At 70.9% G+C, this 16,690-nt stretch carries 17 protein-coding genes; all 17 read right to left on the bottom strand.

The features are described from left to right. Nucleotides 1–2: 2 nt before the first annotated feature. The gene (locus ACR3IO_RS18845) at nucleotides 3–422 is read right to left on the bottom strand and encodes a nitroreductase/quinone reductase family protein (protein ID WP_434072758.1); all 420 of its coding nucleotides are present in this window, start codon (nucleotides 420–422) and stop codon (nucleotides 3–5) included. A gap of 61 nt (nucleotides 423–483) precedes the next feature. Then, complete coding sequence (gene der, locus ACR3IO_RS18840) at nucleotides 484–2,001, bottom strand: ribosome biogenesis GTPase Der (protein ID WP_434072757.1); 1,518 nt, start codon at nucleotides 1,999–2,001, stop codon at nucleotides 484–486. A 54-nt stretch (nucleotides 2,002–2,055) separates the two neighbouring features. Beyond that, nucleotides 2,056–2,742 carry a (d)CMP kinase gene (gene cmk, locus ACR3IO_RS18835; protein ID WP_434072756.1) on the bottom strand — a complete coding sequence of 229 codons (687 nt, stop codon included), beginning with the start codon at nucleotides 2,740–2,742 and terminating at the stop codon, nucleotides 2,056–2,058. A 2-nt stretch (nucleotides 2,743–2,744) separates the two neighbouring features. Continuing rightward, complete coding sequence (locus ACR3IO_RS18830; RefSeq protein ID WP_434072755.1) at nucleotides 2,745–3,827, bottom strand: prephenate dehydrogenase; 1,083 nt, start codon at nucleotides 3,825–3,827, stop codon at nucleotides 2,745–2,747. After that, complete coding sequence (locus ACR3IO_RS18825; RefSeq protein WP_434072812.1) at nucleotides 3,824–4,633, bottom strand: pseudouridine synthase; 810 nt, start codon at nucleotides 4,631–4,633, stop codon at nucleotides 3,824–3,826. The genes ACR3IO_RS18830 and ACR3IO_RS18825 overlap by 4 nt, the downstream gene beginning before the upstream one ends. 46 nt (nucleotides 4,634–4,679) lie before the next feature. Further along, a complete protein-coding gene (gene scpB / locus ACR3IO_RS18820; RefSeq protein ID WP_434072811.1) occupies nucleotides 4,680–5,342 on the bottom strand; it encodes an SMC-Scp complex subunit ScpB in 663 nt (220 codons plus the stop codon). 64 nt (nucleotides 5,343–5,406) lie between these two features. Next, the gene (locus ACR3IO_RS18815; protein WP_434072754.1) at nucleotides 5,407–6,312 is read right to left on the bottom strand and encodes a segregation and condensation protein A; all 906 of its coding nucleotides are present in this window, start codon (nucleotides 6,310–6,312) and stop codon (nucleotides 5,407–5,409) included. Then, nucleotides 6,296–7,183, bottom strand: coding sequence for a ParA family protein (locus ACR3IO_RS18810; protein ID WP_434072753.1), 888 nt, complete (start codon nucleotides 7,181–7,183; stop codon nucleotides 6,296–6,298). The genes ACR3IO_RS18815 and ACR3IO_RS18810 overlap by 17 nt, the downstream gene beginning before the upstream one ends. Before the next feature lie 55 nt (nucleotides 7,184–7,238). Further along, nucleotides 7,239–8,144, bottom strand: coding sequence for a site-specific tyrosine recombinase XerD (gene xerD / locus ACR3IO_RS18805; protein WP_434072752.1), 906 nt, complete (start codon nucleotides 8,142–8,144; stop codon nucleotides 7,239–7,241). A gap of 11 nt (nucleotides 8,145–8,155) precedes the next feature. Continuing rightward, a complete protein-coding gene (locus tag ACR3IO_RS18800) occupies nucleotides 8,156–8,851 on the bottom strand; it encodes an NUDIX domain-containing protein (protein WP_434072751.1) in 696 nt (231 codons plus the stop codon). Beyond that, nucleotides 8,844–10,535, bottom strand: a complete 1,692-nt coding sequence (locus tag ACR3IO_RS18795) for a CTP synthase (protein WP_434072810.1) — start codon at nucleotides 10,533–10,535, stop codon at nucleotides 8,844–8,846. The genes ACR3IO_RS18800 and ACR3IO_RS18795 overlap by 8 nt, the downstream gene beginning before the upstream one ends. 125 nt (nucleotides 10,536–10,660) lie before the next feature. Then, nucleotides 10,661–12,367: a DNA repair protein RecN gene (gene recN, locus ACR3IO_RS18790; protein WP_434072750.1), complete on the bottom strand. Its 1,707-nt coding sequence runs from the start codon at nucleotides 12,365–12,367 to the stop codon at nucleotides 10,661–10,663. Continuing rightward, complete coding sequence (locus ACR3IO_RS18785; protein ID WP_434072749.1) at nucleotides 12,360–13,274, bottom strand: NAD kinase; 915 nt, start codon at nucleotides 13,272–13,274, stop codon at nucleotides 12,360–12,362. The genes recN and ACR3IO_RS18785 overlap by 8 nt, the downstream gene beginning before the upstream one ends. Further along, on the bottom strand, nucleotides 13,271–14,080 hold the full coding sequence (locus ACR3IO_RS18780; RefSeq protein WP_434072748.1) for a TlyA family RNA methyltransferase: 810 nt from the start codon (nucleotides 14,078–14,080) through the stop codon (nucleotides 13,271–13,273). Before ACR3IO_RS18780 ends, ACR3IO_RS18785 begins: the two co-directional genes overlap by 4 nt. Nucleotides 14,081–14,082: 2 nt before the next feature. Then, nucleotides 14,083–14,247, bottom strand: a complete 165-nt coding sequence (locus tag ACR3IO_RS18775) for a hypothetical protein (RefSeq protein ID WP_434072747.1) — start codon at nucleotides 14,245–14,247, stop codon at nucleotides 14,083–14,085. 90 nt (nucleotides 14,248–14,337) lie between these two features. After that, nucleotides 14,338–15,369 (bottom strand): HAD-IIA family hydrolase, encoded by a 1,032-nt coding sequence (locus ACR3IO_RS18770; RefSeq protein ID WP_434072746.1) that lies wholly within the window; start codon nucleotides 15,367–15,369, stop codon nucleotides 14,338–14,340. A 3-nt stretch (nucleotides 15,370–15,372) separates the two neighbouring features. After that, the coding region (locus tag ACR3IO_RS18765) for a hypothetical protein (protein WP_434072745.1) at nucleotides 15,373–16,690 on the bottom strand (1,318 nt) is incomplete at its 5' end.

Raw genomic sequence — 16,690 nt, 5'->3', positions numbered from 1 at the left:
CGTCACGCCGACCCGTCGCCGCTCGCGCACGGCTCGCAGATCACGAGCGGGATCTGCCGTTCGGTGCGACGCTGGTACGCGGCGTAGCCGTCGTACGCCTCGACGACCCGATCCCAGAGGTCGGCCCGCTCCGCAGGACTCGCGGTCCTCGCCGTCATGCACTCGGTCGTGCGCCCGCGCGTCACCTCGACGCGCGGGTGTCGCACGAGGTTCCGGTACCAGTCCGGGTGCCGGTCGGAGCCGCCGCGCGACGCCACGAGCACGAGGCGATCGCCCTCGACGATCGGGGCCGAGAGCACGACGGTTCGCCTCGCACCGCTCCGACGCCCGACCGTGGCGAGCTCGATCACCGGCATGCCGGCGATCCGCTTGCCCAAGCGCCATCCGCTCGCCTTCAACACCGCATGATGCACTCCGGACATCGTCCGGAATCGGTGGTCAGCGAGCGAACGGCGGGGCGCCACGATCGACCGAGCCGGATCGCTACCGCTGGCGCTTCTCGCGCACGCGCATGTTGATGACGATCGGCGAGCCCGCGAACCCGTAGATCTCGCGCAGGCGCCGCTGGATGAAGCGGCGGTAGCCCGGGTCGAGGAACCCGGTCGTGAAGAGCACGAAGGTCGGCGGCCGGCTCGCAGCCTGCGTGCCGAACAGGACGCGGGGCTGCTTGCCGCCGCGCACGGGGTGCGGCGTCTGCTGCGTGAGCTCGGTGAGGAACGCGTTGAACTTGCCCGTCGCGATGCGGGTGTCCCACGACTCGAGCGCGGTCTCGAGGGCCGGAACGAGCTTCTCGAGGTGACGGCCGGTGCGCGCCGAGATGTTCACGCGCGGAGCCCAGGCCACGTGGTGCAGGTCCTTCTCGATCTCGCGTTCGAGGTAGCGACGACGGTCGTCGTCGAGCAGGTCCCACTTGTTGTACGCGAGCACGAGCGCACGGCCCGACTCGAGCACGAGGTCGATGATGCGCACGTCCTGCTCGGAGATCGGCTGCGAGACGTCGAGGAGCACGACGGCGACCTCGGCCTTCTCGAGCGCGGCCTGCGTGCGCAGCGACGCGTAGAAGTCGGCGCCCTGCTGGAGGTGCACGCGACGGCGGATGCCGGCGGTGTCGACGAAGCGCCAGATCTTGCCGCCGAGCTCGATCTGCTCGTCGACGGGATCGCGCGTCGTGCCCGCGAGCTCGTTGACGACGACGCGCTCCTCGCCGGCGGCCTTGTTGAGCAGGCTCGACTTGCCGACGTTCGGGCGACCGAGGATCGCGACCCGTCGGGGGCCGCCGAACTCGTCCTTGGCGACGGCGGAGACCTGCGGCAGCACCTTGAAGACCGCTTCGAGCATGTCGGCGACGCCGCGGCCGTGCAGGGCGGAGACGGGGTGCGGCTCGCCGAGGCCGAGGTTCCAGAGCGCTGCGGCCTCGGACTCCTGGCGTGCGTCGTCGACCTTGTTCGCGACGAGGAAGACGGGCTTGTTCGTCTTGCGGAGCAGGCGCACGACGTGCTCGTCGGTCGAGGTCGCGCCGACCGTGGCATCCACCACGAAGAGCACGACGTCGCAGAGCTCGATCGCGACCTCGGCCTGTGCGGCGACCGACGCGTCGATGCCCTTCGCATCGGGCTCCCACCCGCCGGTGTCGACGAGCGTGAAGCGTCGGTCGAGCCACTCGCCCTTGTACGCGACGCGGTCGCGCGTGACGCCGGGGGTGTCCTCGACGACGGCTTCGCGGCGACCGAGGATGCGGTTCACGAGGGCCGACTTGCCGACGTTCGGGCGGCCGACGATGGCGACCACCGGCAGCGCCGGCAGGTAGCGGATGCCCGCTTCGCCCTCTTCGGAGTGCTCGAGCACATCGAGGTCGTCCTCGTCGAGGTCGTAGTCGGAGAGCCCCGAGCGCAGTGCCGCGGCGCGCTGTTCGGCCAGATCGTCGTCGACGTCGGCGAGGCGGTCGGCGAGTCCTTCGTCGACGACGGGCTCGTCGTCGTACTCGTCGCGCTGGTCGGTCATGGGTGTCTCCTCAAAGTCTGCGGGCGCGTCTGATCGAGATGCACCCCGCTCTATTCAATCAGTGACCGGCTGGATGTTCCTGATGACGGCGATGACGGCGTCGACGGTCTGGTCGAAATCGAGTTCCGTCGAGTCGACCGTGGTCACGCCGTCGGCCGCGGTCATGAACTCGACGACCTTGGAATCGGCCTCGTCGCGCTGCCGCAGGGCATCGCCCACGGCCGCGGTGGCCGACCCGACGAGCTCCGCCGAGCGGCGCGCGGCGCGCACCTCGGGTGAGGCCGTCAGCAGGATGCGCACGGGTGCGTCGGGGGCGACCACGGTCGTGATGTCGCGGCCCTCGACGACGATGCCCGGCCGGGTCTCGGTGGCCATGCTGCTGCGGAACAGCTCGATGAGGTGTGTGCGTACCTCGGGCACGCGCGCGACGCGGCTCACGACCGCCGAGATCTCGGGGTCGCGGATGGCCGCCGTCACGTCGACGTCGCCGACGTGCACCGCGTACCCGGCGGGATCGGTCCCGATGCGGTAGTCGAAGCTCGCGAGCGAGGCGACGACGGATGCCGCGTCATCCGTGTCGATGCCGGACGCCTGGACGTGCCAGGCGAGCGCCCGATACGCGGCGCCGGTGTCGAGGAACCCGTATCCGAGCCGGCGTGCGACCGCCTTGGAGACGCTCGACTTCCCGCTGCCGGCGGGTCCGTCGATCGCGACGACGACGGGGATGTCGAGTGAGGACACGTTCAACCTGCAATCCGCCAGCCGCGCGCGGCCAGCTCGTCGGTGAGGCGCTCCTGCACCTCGGGGAGCACGAAGATCTCGGCCAGGCCCACCTGGGCGCCGGGCGAATGCTCGAGGCGGAGGTCCTCGAGGTTGACGCCGGCGTCGCCGACGTCGTGGAAGAGGCGGGCGAGCTGCCCGGGCCGGTCGTCGACCATGACGATGAGGCTCGCGTAGCGGCGGTCGACGCCGTGCTTGCCGGGCAGCCGCTCGACGCCGGTGTTGCCGCCGAAGAGCTCCTCGGCGATGCGCCGGCGGGCGCCGGGCGCCTCGAGGTCGCCCAGTGCGTCGATGAAGCGGTCGAGGTCGTCGCGGTACCCGCGGAGGATCTCGATGACCGGCGCGGCGTTCTGGCCGAGGATCTGCACCCAGAGCTCGGGGTCGCTCGCGGCCACCCGGGTGACGTCGCGGAGGCCCTGCCCGGCGAGGTTGACCGAGGCGTGGGGCGCGTCGATGAGCCGGCGCGCCATGAGGCTCGAGACGACCTGGGGCACGTGCGAGACGAGCGCGACGGCGCGGTCGTGCTGCTCGGGCGTGAGCTCGACGAGCGTCGCCCCGAGGTCGAGGATGAGGTCGTCGATGACGGATGCGTCGCGGTAGGAGATGCCCGCGTGCGCGGCGACGACCCACGGGCGTCCGACGAAGAGGTCGGCGCGCCCCGACATCGGTCCGCCGACCTCGCGGCCGGCCATCGGGTGCGTGCCGAGGTAGCGGGAGACGTCGGCGCCGCGAGCGACGAGGTCGTCGTGGATCGCGAGCTTCACGCTCGCGACATCCGTCACGATCGCGTTCGGGTACGCGGCCAGCTCGGATGCCACGACGTCGGCCGTGACGTCGGGCGGAACGCACACGACCACGAGCTGCGGCTCGTCACCGGGCGCGGCCGGGCGACCGGCCCCGTAGTCGGCGGCGATCGCGAGGTGCGTCGGCGACGCGTCGGCGAGGATCACCTCGACGCCCTTCGCCCGGAGGCCGAGCCCGATGCTCGCACCGAGCAGGCCCACGCCGACGACCCGGACCGGACCGGTGAGGCGGGATTCGGTCACGACTCCTCCTTCGGCGCCTCGCCGTCACCACGAGCCCGGCGCGCGGCATCCGCGTCCCGCGAGATGGTCAGCAGCAGGCCGCGCTCGGTGTCGGTGAGCTCGCGCATGACGCCGACGCGGAGGGTGCCGAGGTGCAGCGGACCGAAGCTGCGCCGCACGAGGTCGACGACCGGATGCCCCACCTCGGCCAGCATGCGGCGCACGATGCGATTGCGACCCGAGTGCAAGGTGAGCTCGACGATCGAGTGGCCGTCGTCGGCCTGGTGCTGCCTGACCTTGGCCCGGTCGACCTTGATCGGGCCGTCCTCGAGCTCGATGCCCTGCTTGAGCCGCTGGATCGTCTGCGCGGTGACCCGGCCCTTCACCTTGGCGATGTACGTCTTCTCGACGCCGAACGAGGGGTGCGCGAGCACGTGGGCGAGGTCGCCGTCGTTCGTGAGCAGCAGCAGGCCGCTCGTCTCGCCGTCGAGCCGGCCGACGTTGTAGATGCGCTCCTCGATCTCGTCGGTGAACTGCCGCAGGTCGGGGCGGCCCTGCTCGTCGCGCATCGACGAGACGACGCCGCGCGGCTTGTTCAGCATGTAGTAGCGCTTGTCGGGGTCGAGCTGGATCGCGACGCCGTCGACGGCGACGAGGTCGACCTCGGGGTCGACGCGGCGCCCGAGCTCGGTCACCACCTCGCCGTTGACCTCGATGCGCCCCTCGACGATGTACTGCTCGACGACCCGGCGGCTCGCGACGCCCGCCGCGGCGAGCACCTTCTGCAGGCGCACGCCCTCCGCGGGCGCGGCCCAGTCGTTGGCGATGCGGTCGGCGGTGCCGTCGCCGGCCCCGTCGTCGGGGCCGTTGGTATCAGTCACGGTCGAATCCTTCCTGGCCGTCGTCGAGCAACGGGGAGATGTGGGGCAGCTCGTCGAGCGAGTTGATGCCGAGGTTGGTGAGCAGCAGGTCGGTGGTGCCGTAGAGGAGTGCTCCGGTCTCGGCATCCGTGTCAACCTCGGTGACGAGTCCGCGGCCGAGCAGCGTGCGCACGACGGAGTCGACGTTCACCGCGCGGATCGAGGCGATCTGCGATCGGGAGATCGGTTGCTTGTACGCGATCACCGAGAGCGTCTCCAGTGCCGCCTGCGAAAGTCTCGTCGACGTCTGCGCGATCACGAAATCGGAGACGAGCGCGTCGTACTCGGTTCGCACGTAGAACCGCCATCCGCCGCCGACCTCGCGCAGTTCGAAGGCCCGGCGGATGCCGCGTGCCGAGGTCTCGTCGCCCGCGACGTCGGTGCGCGGCTCGCCGGAACCCGCCGCCCCGTCGTAGTCGGCGCGCAGGCGCGCGATGGCCGCTCGGACCTCGGCGACCGGGCGCGCGACCGCGGCGGCCAGGTGCACGACGCTCTGCGGCTCGTCGGCGATGAACAGGATCGCCTCGAGGGCGCGGTCGAGGTCGAGGTGGGGCTGGCCGGGCACGTCGAGCGGCGTGACGATCGAGAGCTCGGGGCCGTCGTGCGACTCCGACATCGCGGCCTCTGCTTCGACGGACTCATCCGTCGCGGCATCCGTGTCGCTCATCGCGGCATCCGTGTCACTCGTCATAGTCGGCTCCCAGGGCCTCGAGGTTGGCATCGGACCACGACTCGGCGGCCCAGTGGAGGGTCAGTTCGCCGAGCGGCTCGACCTGGTCGAACCCGATGGCGGCATGGCGGTAGAGCTCCAGCACCGCGAGGAACCGGGCGACCACCACGCCCGGTCGGGTGACGCCCGCGATGAGTTGGCGGAAGCTGACCGGTTCGCCGCGGCGCAGCACGGAGACGACGTGGGCGGCCTGCTCGCGGATCGAGACGAGCGGCGCGTGCAGGTGCGTGAGGCCCACGACCGGGATCTCCCGGGGGGTGAGGGCGAGCGTCGCGAGCGCGGCGAAGTCCTCGGCGCTGAGCGTCCACCGCAGCTCGGGCGCACGCTGGCGGAACTTGTCCTCGAGTCGCACGGTGCGCGCATGTCGGGTTCCCTCGGCCTCCAGGCCTGCCTGGAACCAGCGCGCCGCCTCCTTGAACGCGCGGTACTGCAGCAGGCGGGCGAAGAGCAGGTCGCGGGCCTCGAGCAACGCCACGTCCTCGGCGTCGACGAGTTCTCCCTGCGGGAGGAGCCCGGCGACCTTGAGGTCGAGCAGGGTGGCCGCCACGACGAGGAACTCCGACGCGCGGTCGAGCTCCTCCGCCGAGTCCACTCCCCGCAGGTAGGCGATGAACTCGTCGGTCACGGCCGACAGCGACACCTCGGTGATGTCGAGCTCGTGCTTCGCGATGAGCGAGAGCAGCAGGTCGAACGGGCCCTCGAAGTTCGTCAGCGCGACGCGGAACCCGGCAGCAGGCGCGTCGGATGCCTCGGCCGGGTCGGCCACGGCCTCGCCCGCCGGCGCGCCACCGATTCCGGCCTCGACGCCGGGCGCGTGCTCCCCCGAGACCGGAACGGCCTCAGGCGACCGCGCCACGGAAGACCAGCTCCCTCGCGAGCTGACGGTACGACTTGGATGCCTGGTGCTCGGGCGCGAACTCGGTGATCGGCGTGGCGGCGACCGTGGCATCGGGGAACTTCACCGTGCGCGTGATGACGGTCTCGAGCACGTCGTCGCCGAAGGCGTCGACCACTCGCTCGAGCACCTCGCGCGAGTGCAGCGTGCGCGAGTCGTACATGGTCGCGAGGATGCCGTCGAGCGTGATCGCGGGGTTGAGGCGGTCGCGCACCTTGTCGATCGTCTCGATGAGCAGCGCGACCCCGCGCAGCGCGAAGAACTCGCACTCGAGCGGGATGACGACGCCGTGCGCCGCCGTGAGGGCGTTGACCGTGAGCAGTCCGAGCGACGGCTGGCAGTCGATGAGGACCACGTCGTAGTCGACGGAGACCTTGCGGAGCACGCCGGCGAGGATCTGCTCGCGGGCCACCTCGTTGACCAGGTTGATCTCGGCGGCGGAGAGGTCGATGTTCGCCGGGATGACGTCGAGTCCCTCGACGCCCGAGTGCTGGATCGCGTCCTTCGGGTCGATCGCGCGAGAGAGCAGCAGGTCGTAGATCGTGGGCACGTCGTGCGTCTGCACGCCGAGACCGGCCGAGAGCGCGCCCTGCGGGTCGAAGTCGACGGCGAGCACCCGCCGGCCGTACTCGGCGAGCGTCGCGCCGAGGTTGATCGTGGTGGTCGTCTTGCCGACGCCGCCCTTCTGGTTGCAGAGGGCGATGATGCGGGCCGGACCGTGCGAACGCAGCGGCGCGGGCTCGGGGAACTCTCGGTGAGGACGACCGGTCGGACCGAGCTCCGGCGGGAGCGTTGCGATTCCGTCCGCCGAGTCGCGCGTCTGGTTGGTCACGTGTGGTCTCTCCCCTGCCTGCCGGCGCCTCGTCGTACGAGTTGCTTGGTCGATTCTAGCGAGCGCGGGGGTGGGCGGTCGTGTACATCTCCCGGAGTGTGTCAGCCGTGACGAGCGTGTAGATCTGCGTGGTGGCGACCGAGGAATGGCCGAGCAACTCCTGCACGACGCGCACGTCGGCCCCGCCCTCGAGCAGATGGGTCGCGAACGAGTGCCGAAGCGTGTGCGGGGAGACGGACATCGTGAGGCCCGCACGTTCGGCGGCATCGCGGATGACCTCCCACGCCGTCTGCCGGGACATCCGCCGACCGCGCATGCCGAGGAACAGCGCAGGCGTCGCCGTGCCGCGGACCGAGAGCACGGGCCGCGCGCGCACGAGGTACGCATCGAGCGCGGCGCGGGCGTACGAACCGAGCGGCACGATGCGCTGCTTGCCGCCCTTGCCGAAGAGCCGCACGACATCGCCGTCGACCAGGTCGTCGACGTTCAGGCCGATGGCCTCGGACACACGCGCCCCGGTCGCGTAGAGCACCTCGAGCAGGGCCGCATCGCGGAGCTCGACGACCTCCTCGCCTCCGGCCGCGGCGAGGAGCGCCTCGACGTCCTCGACCGAGATCGCCTTCGGGAGCCGCATGGGCAATTTCGGCGGACGCAGCTCGCGCGAGACGTCGGCCTCGATGAAGCCCTCGTCGACGAGGAAGCGATGCAGGCCCCGCACCGTGGAGATCACGCGCGCGACCGACGACGTCGCGAGCGGCGGCACACGATCGGCCCCGAGGAAGCGGATGAAGCGCGAGAGGTCCTGCTCGCCGACCGCGGCCGGCCCGGCGATCCCCTCCTGCGTGAGCCAGTCGGCGTAGATCGCCAGGTCGCGACGGTACGACGCGACCGTGTTCCTCGCGAGGCCGCGCTCGACCGTGAGGTGGCGGAGGTAGGCATCGACGGCCGACGGCCCGGTCACGAGGATCCCGTTCAGCCCCGTGCCGCAGGCGAGGCGACATCGGCGGATGCCGCGACCGCGCCGGTCACGCCACGCGGGGTGGATCGGCCCGGCCACTCGGCGTCGGCCGGGCCGAGGCTCTGCCAGCCGCGGGACCGCGACACCTGTGCGGCGAGGATCGCGATGACCAGTGACGGGTTCTGCACGCGGCGCGCGAGCACCGCGTCGACGCAGTCGTCGAGCGGCACCCAGCGCATCTCGATGTGCGCCTCCTCGTCTTCGCGAGCGAAGGCCTCGGCCGTGGCCGTGAGTCCGCGCGCGAGGTAGACGCGCAGGGCCTCATCGCTGCCGCCCGGCGAGGTGAAGAAGTCCGCGAGCACGGACCACTCGGAAGCCGCCAGGTCGCCCTCCTCGGCGAGCTCGCGCTTGGCCGCCTCGAGCGGGTCCTCGCCGGGCACGTCGAGCAGGCCGGCCGGGATCTCCCACCCTCGCGTGCGCACCGGATGCCGGTACTGGCGGATCAGGAACGCCCGATCGTCGTCGTCGAGCGCGAGCACGGCGACGGCGCCGGGGTGGTCCATGTAGTCGCGGACGATCGGCCCGTCGCCGAGGTCGAACGTGTCGCGGCGGATGTCCCACACCCGGCCCGCGAAGGCGAGCTCGCTCGCCGACACCGGCACGGAGACCGGTTCGTCGGCGAGCGGCTCGACCTCGAGGGGATCAGGCATTCGCGTCGTCGAAGAGCAGGCTGGACTTCTGCCGGTCGAGCGATGCCGCGACGAGCCCGCGGAACAGCGGGTGCGCCTGGTTCGGCCGGCTGCGCAGTTCGGGGTGGGCCTGCGTCGCGATGTAGTACGGGTGCACGTCGCGCGGCAGCTCGACGAACTCGACGAGGTGGCGGTCGGGCGAGGTGCCCGAGAAGACGAGTCCGGCCTCGGCGATGCGGTCGCGGTACGTGTTGTTGACCTCGTAGCGGTGGCGGTGGCGCTCGGAGACGAGCGTCGAGCCGTACACCTCCGCGGCGATCGAGCCCTCGGCGAGTGCCGCCGGGTAGAGTCCCAGCCGCATGGTGCCGCCGAGGTCGCCGCCGGCGATGATCTCGACCTGCTCCTCCATGGTCGCGATGACCGGGAACTCGGTGTCGGGATCGAACTCACTGGACGACGCGCCCGAGAGGCCGACGACGTTGCGCGAGTACTCGATGACCATGCACTGCAGGCCGAGGCAGAGTCCGAGCGTCGGGATGCCGTTCTCGCGCGCATAGCGGAGCGCTCCGAGCTTGCCCTCGATGCCGCGCACGCCGAAGCCGCCGGGCACGCAGATGCCGTCGAGTCCGGAGAGGTGCCGGTGCGCACCCTCTGGGGTCTGGCACTCGTCCGACGGGATCCACTCGATCTTGACCTTGGCGTCGTTGGCGAAGCCGCCGGCACGCAGCGCCTCCGTGACCGAGAGGTAGGCGTCGGGGAGGTCGATGTACTTGCCGACGAGCCCGATCGTGACCTCGTGCTTGGGGTCGTGCACGACGTCGAGGAGGCTGCTCCAGCCCGACCAGTCGACGTCTGCCGCCTTGCCGTCGAGGCCGAGCGAATCGATGATGTAGGCGTCGAGACCCTGGTCGTGCAGCATCGTCGGGATGTCGTAGATCGACGGGACGTCGACCGCGTTGACGACGGCGGCCTCGTCGACGTCGCACATGAGCGCGATCTTGCGCTTGTTCGACTCGGTCACCGGGCGATCGCTGCGCAGCACGAGCGCGTCGGGCTGGATGCCGATGGACCGGAGGGCCGCCACCGAGTGCTGCGTCGGCTTGGTCTTCTGCTCGCCGGAGGCGCCCATGTACGGCACGAGCGACACATGTACGAAGAAGACGTTCTTGCGTCCGAGTTCGTGACGCACCTGGCGCGCCGACTCGATGAACGGCTGCGACTCGATGTCGCCGACCGTGCCGCCGATCTCGGTGATGATGACGTCGGGCTTGGGCGACTCGGTCGCCTGCAGCCGCATGCGGCGCTTGATCTCGTCGGTGATGTGCGGGATCACCTGCACGGTGTCGCCGAGGTACTCGCCGCGTCGCTCCTTGGCGATGACCGTCGAGTAGATCTGCCCGGTCGTGACGTTCGCGGCCTGGCTGAGGTCGATGTCGAGGAACCGCTCGTAGTGACCGATGTCGAGGTCGGTCTCCGCGCCGTCGTCGGTCACGAAGACCTCGCCGTGCTGGAACGGGTTCATCGTTCCGGGATCGACGTTGAGATAGGGGTCGAGCTTCTGCATCACGACACGGAGACCGCGCGCGGTGAGCAGGTTGCCGAGACTGGCTGCTGTGAGCCCCTTGCCCAACGAAGAAACGACACCACCGGTCACGAAGATGTGCTTGGTCGTGTCGTCTGAGTTCTGTGCGCCTGACTGCGCTATTCCGCGTTCTTCCACCACGGGCTTATAGTCTAAGCCACGTTTGCCGTGACTTGGCTCGACATCCTGCACACGCTCCCCCTTCATCGTTCGCCCGGCATGATCGCCGGGCGATCCTCGTCGGTGTTTCAGCCGGTTCTCGCCCGCTCCGAGGCGAGTTCGAGCAGCTCTCGGGCGTGCGCGATGCCGCTCTCGGACTCGGCGAGTCCCGAGAGCAGGCGGGCCATCTCGGCCTCGCGTTCGGCTCCTTCGAGACGGCGGACGCTCGATTCGGTGACGCGCCCGTCGGTGCCCTTGATCACGCTCAGGTGGTTCGTGGCGAACGCCGCGACCTGGGCGAGGTGGGTCACGACGATGACCTGGGAGCGTTCGGCGAGTCGGGCGAGTCGGCGTCCGATCTCGATGGCCGCAGCGCCGCCGACCCCCGCGTCGACCTCGTCGAAGACGAAGGTGGGCACGGGGTCCGTGCCGGCGATGACGACCTCGATGGCGAGCATGACGCGCGAGAGCTCACCGCCCGACGCCCCCTTCGAGACCGACCTCGGCTCGGCGCCGGGATGCGGCTGCAGCAGGATCGACACCTGGTCGCGCCCGTGCAGGGCCGGCTCGTGTTCGGCATCGACCAGCACGGTCAGTCGCGCGTCGGGCATCGCCAGCGCCGCGAGCTCGACGGTCACGGCGTCCGCCAGGCGACCGGCCGCCTCGGTGCGCAGTTCGGTGACGGCAGCGGCCAGGCGGTCGACCTCGGCCGCGCTCTCGTCGACGGATGCCGCGAGTTGCTCGATGCGCTCATCGTCGCCGTCGAGCTCGACGAGCCGGAGTCCACCCGTCCGGCGGAATTCGAGCACCTCGTCGAGGGTGCTCCCGTGCCGGCGGATGAGCGCGGTCAGCTCCGCGCGTCGCGCCTGCACGGCCTCGAGCTCGCGTGCGCCGTCGGCATCGAGCCCGGCGATGTAGCCGGCCAGTTCGGCCGCGGCGTCCGCGAGCAGGAAGCCCGCGTTCTGCAGCACCTCGGCGATCGGGGCGAGCCCGGAGTCGTGCTCGAGCACGCGCTCGAGCTGCCGCTTCGCCCCGTCGACGAGGGCGACCGCGTCTGGGGCGTCGTCGACGACCTCGTCGGCCGAGATGAGCGCGTGCGCCTGCGCTGCGGCGAGGCGGAGTTCCTCGAGGTTGGACAGCCGGTCGGAGCGTTCGCCCAGCTCGACGTCCTCGCCGGGTTGCGGATCGACCGCCTCGACCTCGTCGAGCGCCTCCCGGAGTTCGGCGGCCTCGCGCATCCGCGCCTCGTGCGCGCTGGTGAGCTCCTCGAGCTCCGCCGCGTCGGCATGCCACGTGATGAAGGCGCGTCGGTAGTCGACGAGGGCGGCCTGCAACGCGGCGCCGGCGAACCGATCGAGCGCATCTCGCTGCGCGACGGCGGACCGCAGTCGCTGCTGATCTGCCTGTCCGTGCACGACGACGAGTTCGTCGCCGAGTTCGGTGAGCACGCCGATGGGGGCGCTGCGCCCTCCGACGACGGCCTTGCTCCGACCCTCGGACGAGACGGACCTCCCGAGCAGGAGCTCGCCCGCCTCGATCTCCCCGCCCGTCTCGGCGACGCGTTCGGCGACCGCGCCGTCGCCGGGGACGAACCATCGCCCCTCGACCCAGGCCTGCTTCGCACCGGACCGAACGGTGCCGGCATCGGCCCTCGCACCCAGCAGCAGCCCGAGCGCGGTGACGACCATGGTCTTGCCGGCGCCAGTCTCGCCCGTGACCGCGGTGAACCCGGGCCCGAGCGGCAGCGTCGCCTCGGCGATCACGCCGAGATCGCGGATTCCGAGTTCGTCAATCACGGCCCACCGGCCCTCGCCATCCGCTCACGGGCAACTGGAACTTGTTCACGAGCCGGTCGGTGAACGGAGCCTCGTGCAGGCGCGCCAGCCGAACCGGGATCGGCGACCGGCGGACGACGACCCGCGCACCAGGCGGGAGGTCGAAGGTGCGACGGCCGTCGCACCAGATGACGGCCGAGGTCTCGGTGCGCTGCAGGACCTCGACGGCGAGCGACGAGTCCGCGGCGACGACGAGCGGCCTCGCGAACAGGGCGTGCGCGCTGAGCGGCACGAGCAGCAGCGCCTCGAGGCCGGGCCACACGATGGGGCCCCCGGCGGAGAAGGCGTACGCAGTCGACCCCGTCGGCGTCGACATGACCACGCCGTCGCAGCCGAACGACGAGAGCGGGCGGCGATCGACCTCGATCACGACCTCGATCATGCGCTCGCGTTCGGCCTTCTCGATCGAGACCTCGTTCAGCGCCCAGCTTTCGTAGACGATCTCGTCGCCGATCTTCGCGCGCACCGACAGCGTCATGCGCTCCTCGACGACGTAGTCGCGCGCCAGTGCCCGTTGCACGGTGTATCCGAGGTCGTCGCGCTCGCTCTCGGCGAGGAATCCGACGTGGCCGAGGTTCACGCCGAGCAGGGCCACCTGCTGGTCGCGGACGAGTTCGGCCGCGCGGAGGATCGTGCCGTCGCCGCCGAGGACGATGACCAGCTCGATGAGCGCGGGATCGGTCTCCTCGAGTCGGCGCACCGCGCCGTTCAGCTCGGGAACGAACTCGTGCACGTCGTTCCACTGCTCGTCGGAGATGACCGGAACGGCGCCCGCGGCGATGAGCTGGGAGCAGACCTCTCCGGTCGCTTCGAGCGCGGTGGGACGACCGGTGTGCGAGACCACGAGGAAGTGCCGTGCATCGTTCACTCGGCGAAGCCTCCCGTCATCTGCTCGACCCGACGCATCCATTCTGTCGGATTCGTTCCGTGCCCGGCGTCGAGATGCACGAGGTACTCGTGATTTCCGCGCGTGCCCGAGATTGGGGAGGACATGACGCCGGTCGTGCCGATGCCGAGGTCATGGGCGGCCCAGAGCACGTTCGCGACGGCCTCGGAACGCAGCGCCGCGTCGTGCACGATGCCCTCGCGAACGCCGGAACGGCCGACCTCGAACTGCGGCTTCACGAGCAGCACGAAGTCCGCACCCTCCGCGGCGGTGGCGGCCAGCGCGGGCAGCACGGTCGTGAGCGAGATGAACGAGAGGTCGGCCGTCACGAGCGACGGCGCCTCGGCCACCCCGGTGAGCGAGGCCAGCGTCGCCCGGTCGAGGGAGCGGACGTTGCATCCCTCGACGAGCACGAGCCCTGGTGCGCCGAACAGCTCGGCGGCGAGCTGGCCGTGCCCGACGTCGACGGCCAGCACCATGCGGGCACCGCGCTCCAGCAGCACCTGGCTGAAGCCTCCCGTCGATGCGCCGGCATCCAGCGCCACGCGCCCGGCAGGGTCGACGCCGAAGCGGTCGAGCGCGGCGATCAGCTTGTGGGCCGCTCGCGAGACGTAGTGATCGGATGCCGCCACGGCGAGCTCGCGGTGCTCATCGACCTTGAGCGACGCCTTGACGGCGGGTCTTCCGTCGACGGTCACGAGGCCGGCCGCGATGAGGGTCGCCGCATGCGTGCGCGAGCGCGCGAGTCCTCGTTCGGCCAGGGCGGCATCGAGTCGCTGATCCGGCATGCTCAGTCGGACTGCCGGGTGGGATCGGAGTGCTCGAGCTCTGCCCTGAGCCGTTCCGCGAGGGCGAGGTACGCCGGCGCGCGCTCGTCGAGCGGAAGCGCCTCGATCGCGGCGATGGCCGCACGTGCCTCGTCGGATGCCTCGAAGGGCGCGTCGTCAATGCTCACGTCACCACGCTACCCGAGGCGTCCGACGACCGACCGGGACGCGCGACGAACCGGAGAACGCCGACCGCGAACACGGCCGGCGCCCCCGACTCAGGCGTACAGCGACGACGGGACGTCCAAGACGTGGATCGCCTGGCCCGAACGCCAGATGGCGGCGCACGCCGCCCGGAGCAGGTCGAGCTCGTCGTCACCTTCGGCCTCGATGACCACGCGCCGACCGTCGACCCGGACTCGCGAGCGGCCGACCCGGAGGGCGCCGCGCACCTCCTCGGTCGCCGGGTAGGGCTCGTGCAGCCCGCGCAGGTCGGCGACGATGTAGTCCGGTCGACTCGCGGCATCCGCGGCGAGCACCTGCTTGGCACGATCGATGCCCGTGAGCACGAGTGCGCTCGTCATGCCCGCACGATTCGCCCCGAGGATGTCGGTGTCGAGGCGATCGCCGACCACCAGGGGCCGTTCGGCCCCGAAGCGGCGCCTTGCCTCGTCGAAGATCGGCGTCTCGGGCTTGCCGGCCACGAGCGGGAGGCGTCCGACGGCGGTGTGCACCGCGGAGACGAGTGTTCCGTTCCCCGGTGCGATGCCGCGTGCCACCGGGATCGTCCAGTCGGTGTTCGTCGCGATCCACGGGATGCCGGGCGCGTCCGAACCGGGGCCGCCCGCGGCGTTGAGGGCGAACGCCGCCTCGGCGAGGTCCTTCCAGCCGATCTCGGGCGTGAAGCCCTGCACGAGCGCGTCGGGCGCGTCATCCGCCGATCTCGTCACGCGGTAGCCGCGCTTCTCGAGCTCGACGACGATGCCCTCACCGCCGACGACCATGACGAGGGCCCCCGGCGACACCTGCTCGTCGAGCAGTCGCATCGCGGCCTGCGGCGAGGTGACGACATCGCCCGGCTCGACCGCGAGGCCGAGTTCCGAGAGATGCCGGGCGACGGATGCATCGCTTCGCGAGGCGTTGTTCGTGATGTACCCGACCGCCATGCGCTGCTTCGCCGAGGACAGGCTCTCGACGGCGTACGGGATCGCCCCGGCGCCGGCGTAGACGACGCCGTCGAGATCGGCGAGCACGGCATCCGCGCCGTCGAGCGGCGCGGATCCGACGAGCTTCGAACGGAACAGCCCCACCCGCTACGCCCGATCCTCGTCGTCGCCCTCGGCCAGGACCGCGCGCACGTCGTCCTCGAGCACGTCGCCCGGGTCGCCGAGATCGTCGGCCTCGGACACCTGAGCGGATGCCTCGTCGGACTCGACCTCGACCTCGGTCTCGTCGGCCTCGACCTCGTCAACCTCAGCAGAGAAGGCTTCGTCGGCGACGTCGTCAGCGTCTGAGCCGGTCTCAGCGGCGGTCGGCTCGGCCTCGCCCGGGAGCTCCGGCTCCAGTTCGACCTCGTAGATCTCGACGAGATCGAGCTCGGGACCGCCGAGCGCCTCGTCGGCTCGCGCCGCACGGGACCGCCACGATGCGGCCTCATCGGCACGCCCGAGCTCGTCGAGCACCTCGGCGTACGCGGAGAAGAGCGCGGGGCTGTAGGTGAAGGCCCGGTCGGGATCGAGCTGCGGGATCTCGAGCTCGGCGAGGGCGAGTTCCGCCTGGCCGAGGTCGAGGCGCGCGCCGGACATGGCGATGGCCAATCCGACCTGGACGGCTGCGGGAAGCGAGGCTCGATCGACGGCGCGACCCACCTCGAGCGCGCGATCGGGGCGACCCACGCCGCGCTCGCTGTCGACCATCAGCGGGAGCTGGTCGTTGCTGCCCGAGATGCGACGGTACGTGCGGAGCTCTCGCAGGGCGAGTGCGAAGTCGCCGGTCGCATAGGCCGTGATCGCGAGTGTCTCTCGGACGACCGCGACGCGGCCGGCCCGACGGCCCGCGGACTGCGCGTGCTGGTGCGCGAGTTCGGGGTCGTCATCGAGGTACATGGATGCCGCGACCAGGTGACGGGCGACCCAGTCGGCGTTCTCCTTGCTGAGCGTCTTGAGCTCGGCGCGGGCGCCCTTGTCGAGATCCCGCGGCTCGATCGACTCGGGAATGAACGGGTCGTCGTGGTGCGGACGAACCGCCAGGTTCGCGGCACCCGCGGAATCGCGACGGAAGTCCCGCGGCTCGCTGGAGTCGCGTCGCTCGGGCCGCTCGCCATACGAACGCGATGCACCGCCATCGCGCTTCTCGTAGGGACGCGACGGGCCACCATCACGCTTCTCGTACGGACGCGACGGGCCACCATCACGCTTCTCGTACGGACGCGACGGGCCACCATCACGCTTCTCGTACGAACGCGGCGCACCGCCATCACGCTTCTCGTACGGACGCGAGGAACCACCATCACGCTTCTCGTACGGACGCGACGGGCCACCATCACGCTTCTCGTACGGACGCGAGGAACCACCATCACGCTTCTCGTACGGACGCTTGTTGTCGCGGTCACCATAGGAACGCGGCGCCCCG

Origin of the sequence: Agromyces sp. Marseille-Q5079, from assembly GCF_051016555.1 — a bacterium.
Taxonomy (GTDB): domain Bacteria; phylum Actinomycetota; class Actinomycetes; order Actinomycetales; family Microbacteriaceae; genus Agromyces.
This window is presented reverse-complemented; position numbering and strand designations above follow the sequence as displayed.

Excerpts from the sequence above, each read along its gene's own strand:
- der (WP_434072757.1), bottom strand. The coding sequence starts at position 2,001 with ATGACCGACCAGCGCGACGAGTACGACGACGAGCCCGTCGTCGACGAA.
- scpB (WP_434072811.1), bottom strand. The coding sequence starts at position 5,342 with ATGTCGGAGTCGCACGACGGCCCCGAGCTCTCGATCGTCACGCCGCTC.
- ACR3IO_RS18800 (WP_434072751.1), bottom strand. The coding sequence starts at position 8,851 with ATGCCTGATCCCCTCGAGGTCGAGCCGCTCGCCGACGAACCGGTCTCC.
- ACR3IO_RS18845 (WP_434072758.1), bottom strand. The coding sequence starts at position 422 with ATGTCCGGAGTGCATCATGCGGTGTTGAAGGCGAGCGGATGGCGCTTG.
- ACR3IO_RS18780 (WP_434072748.1), bottom strand. The coding sequence starts at position 14,080 with ATGCCGGATCAGCGACTCGATGCCGCCCTGGCCGAACGAGGACTCGCG.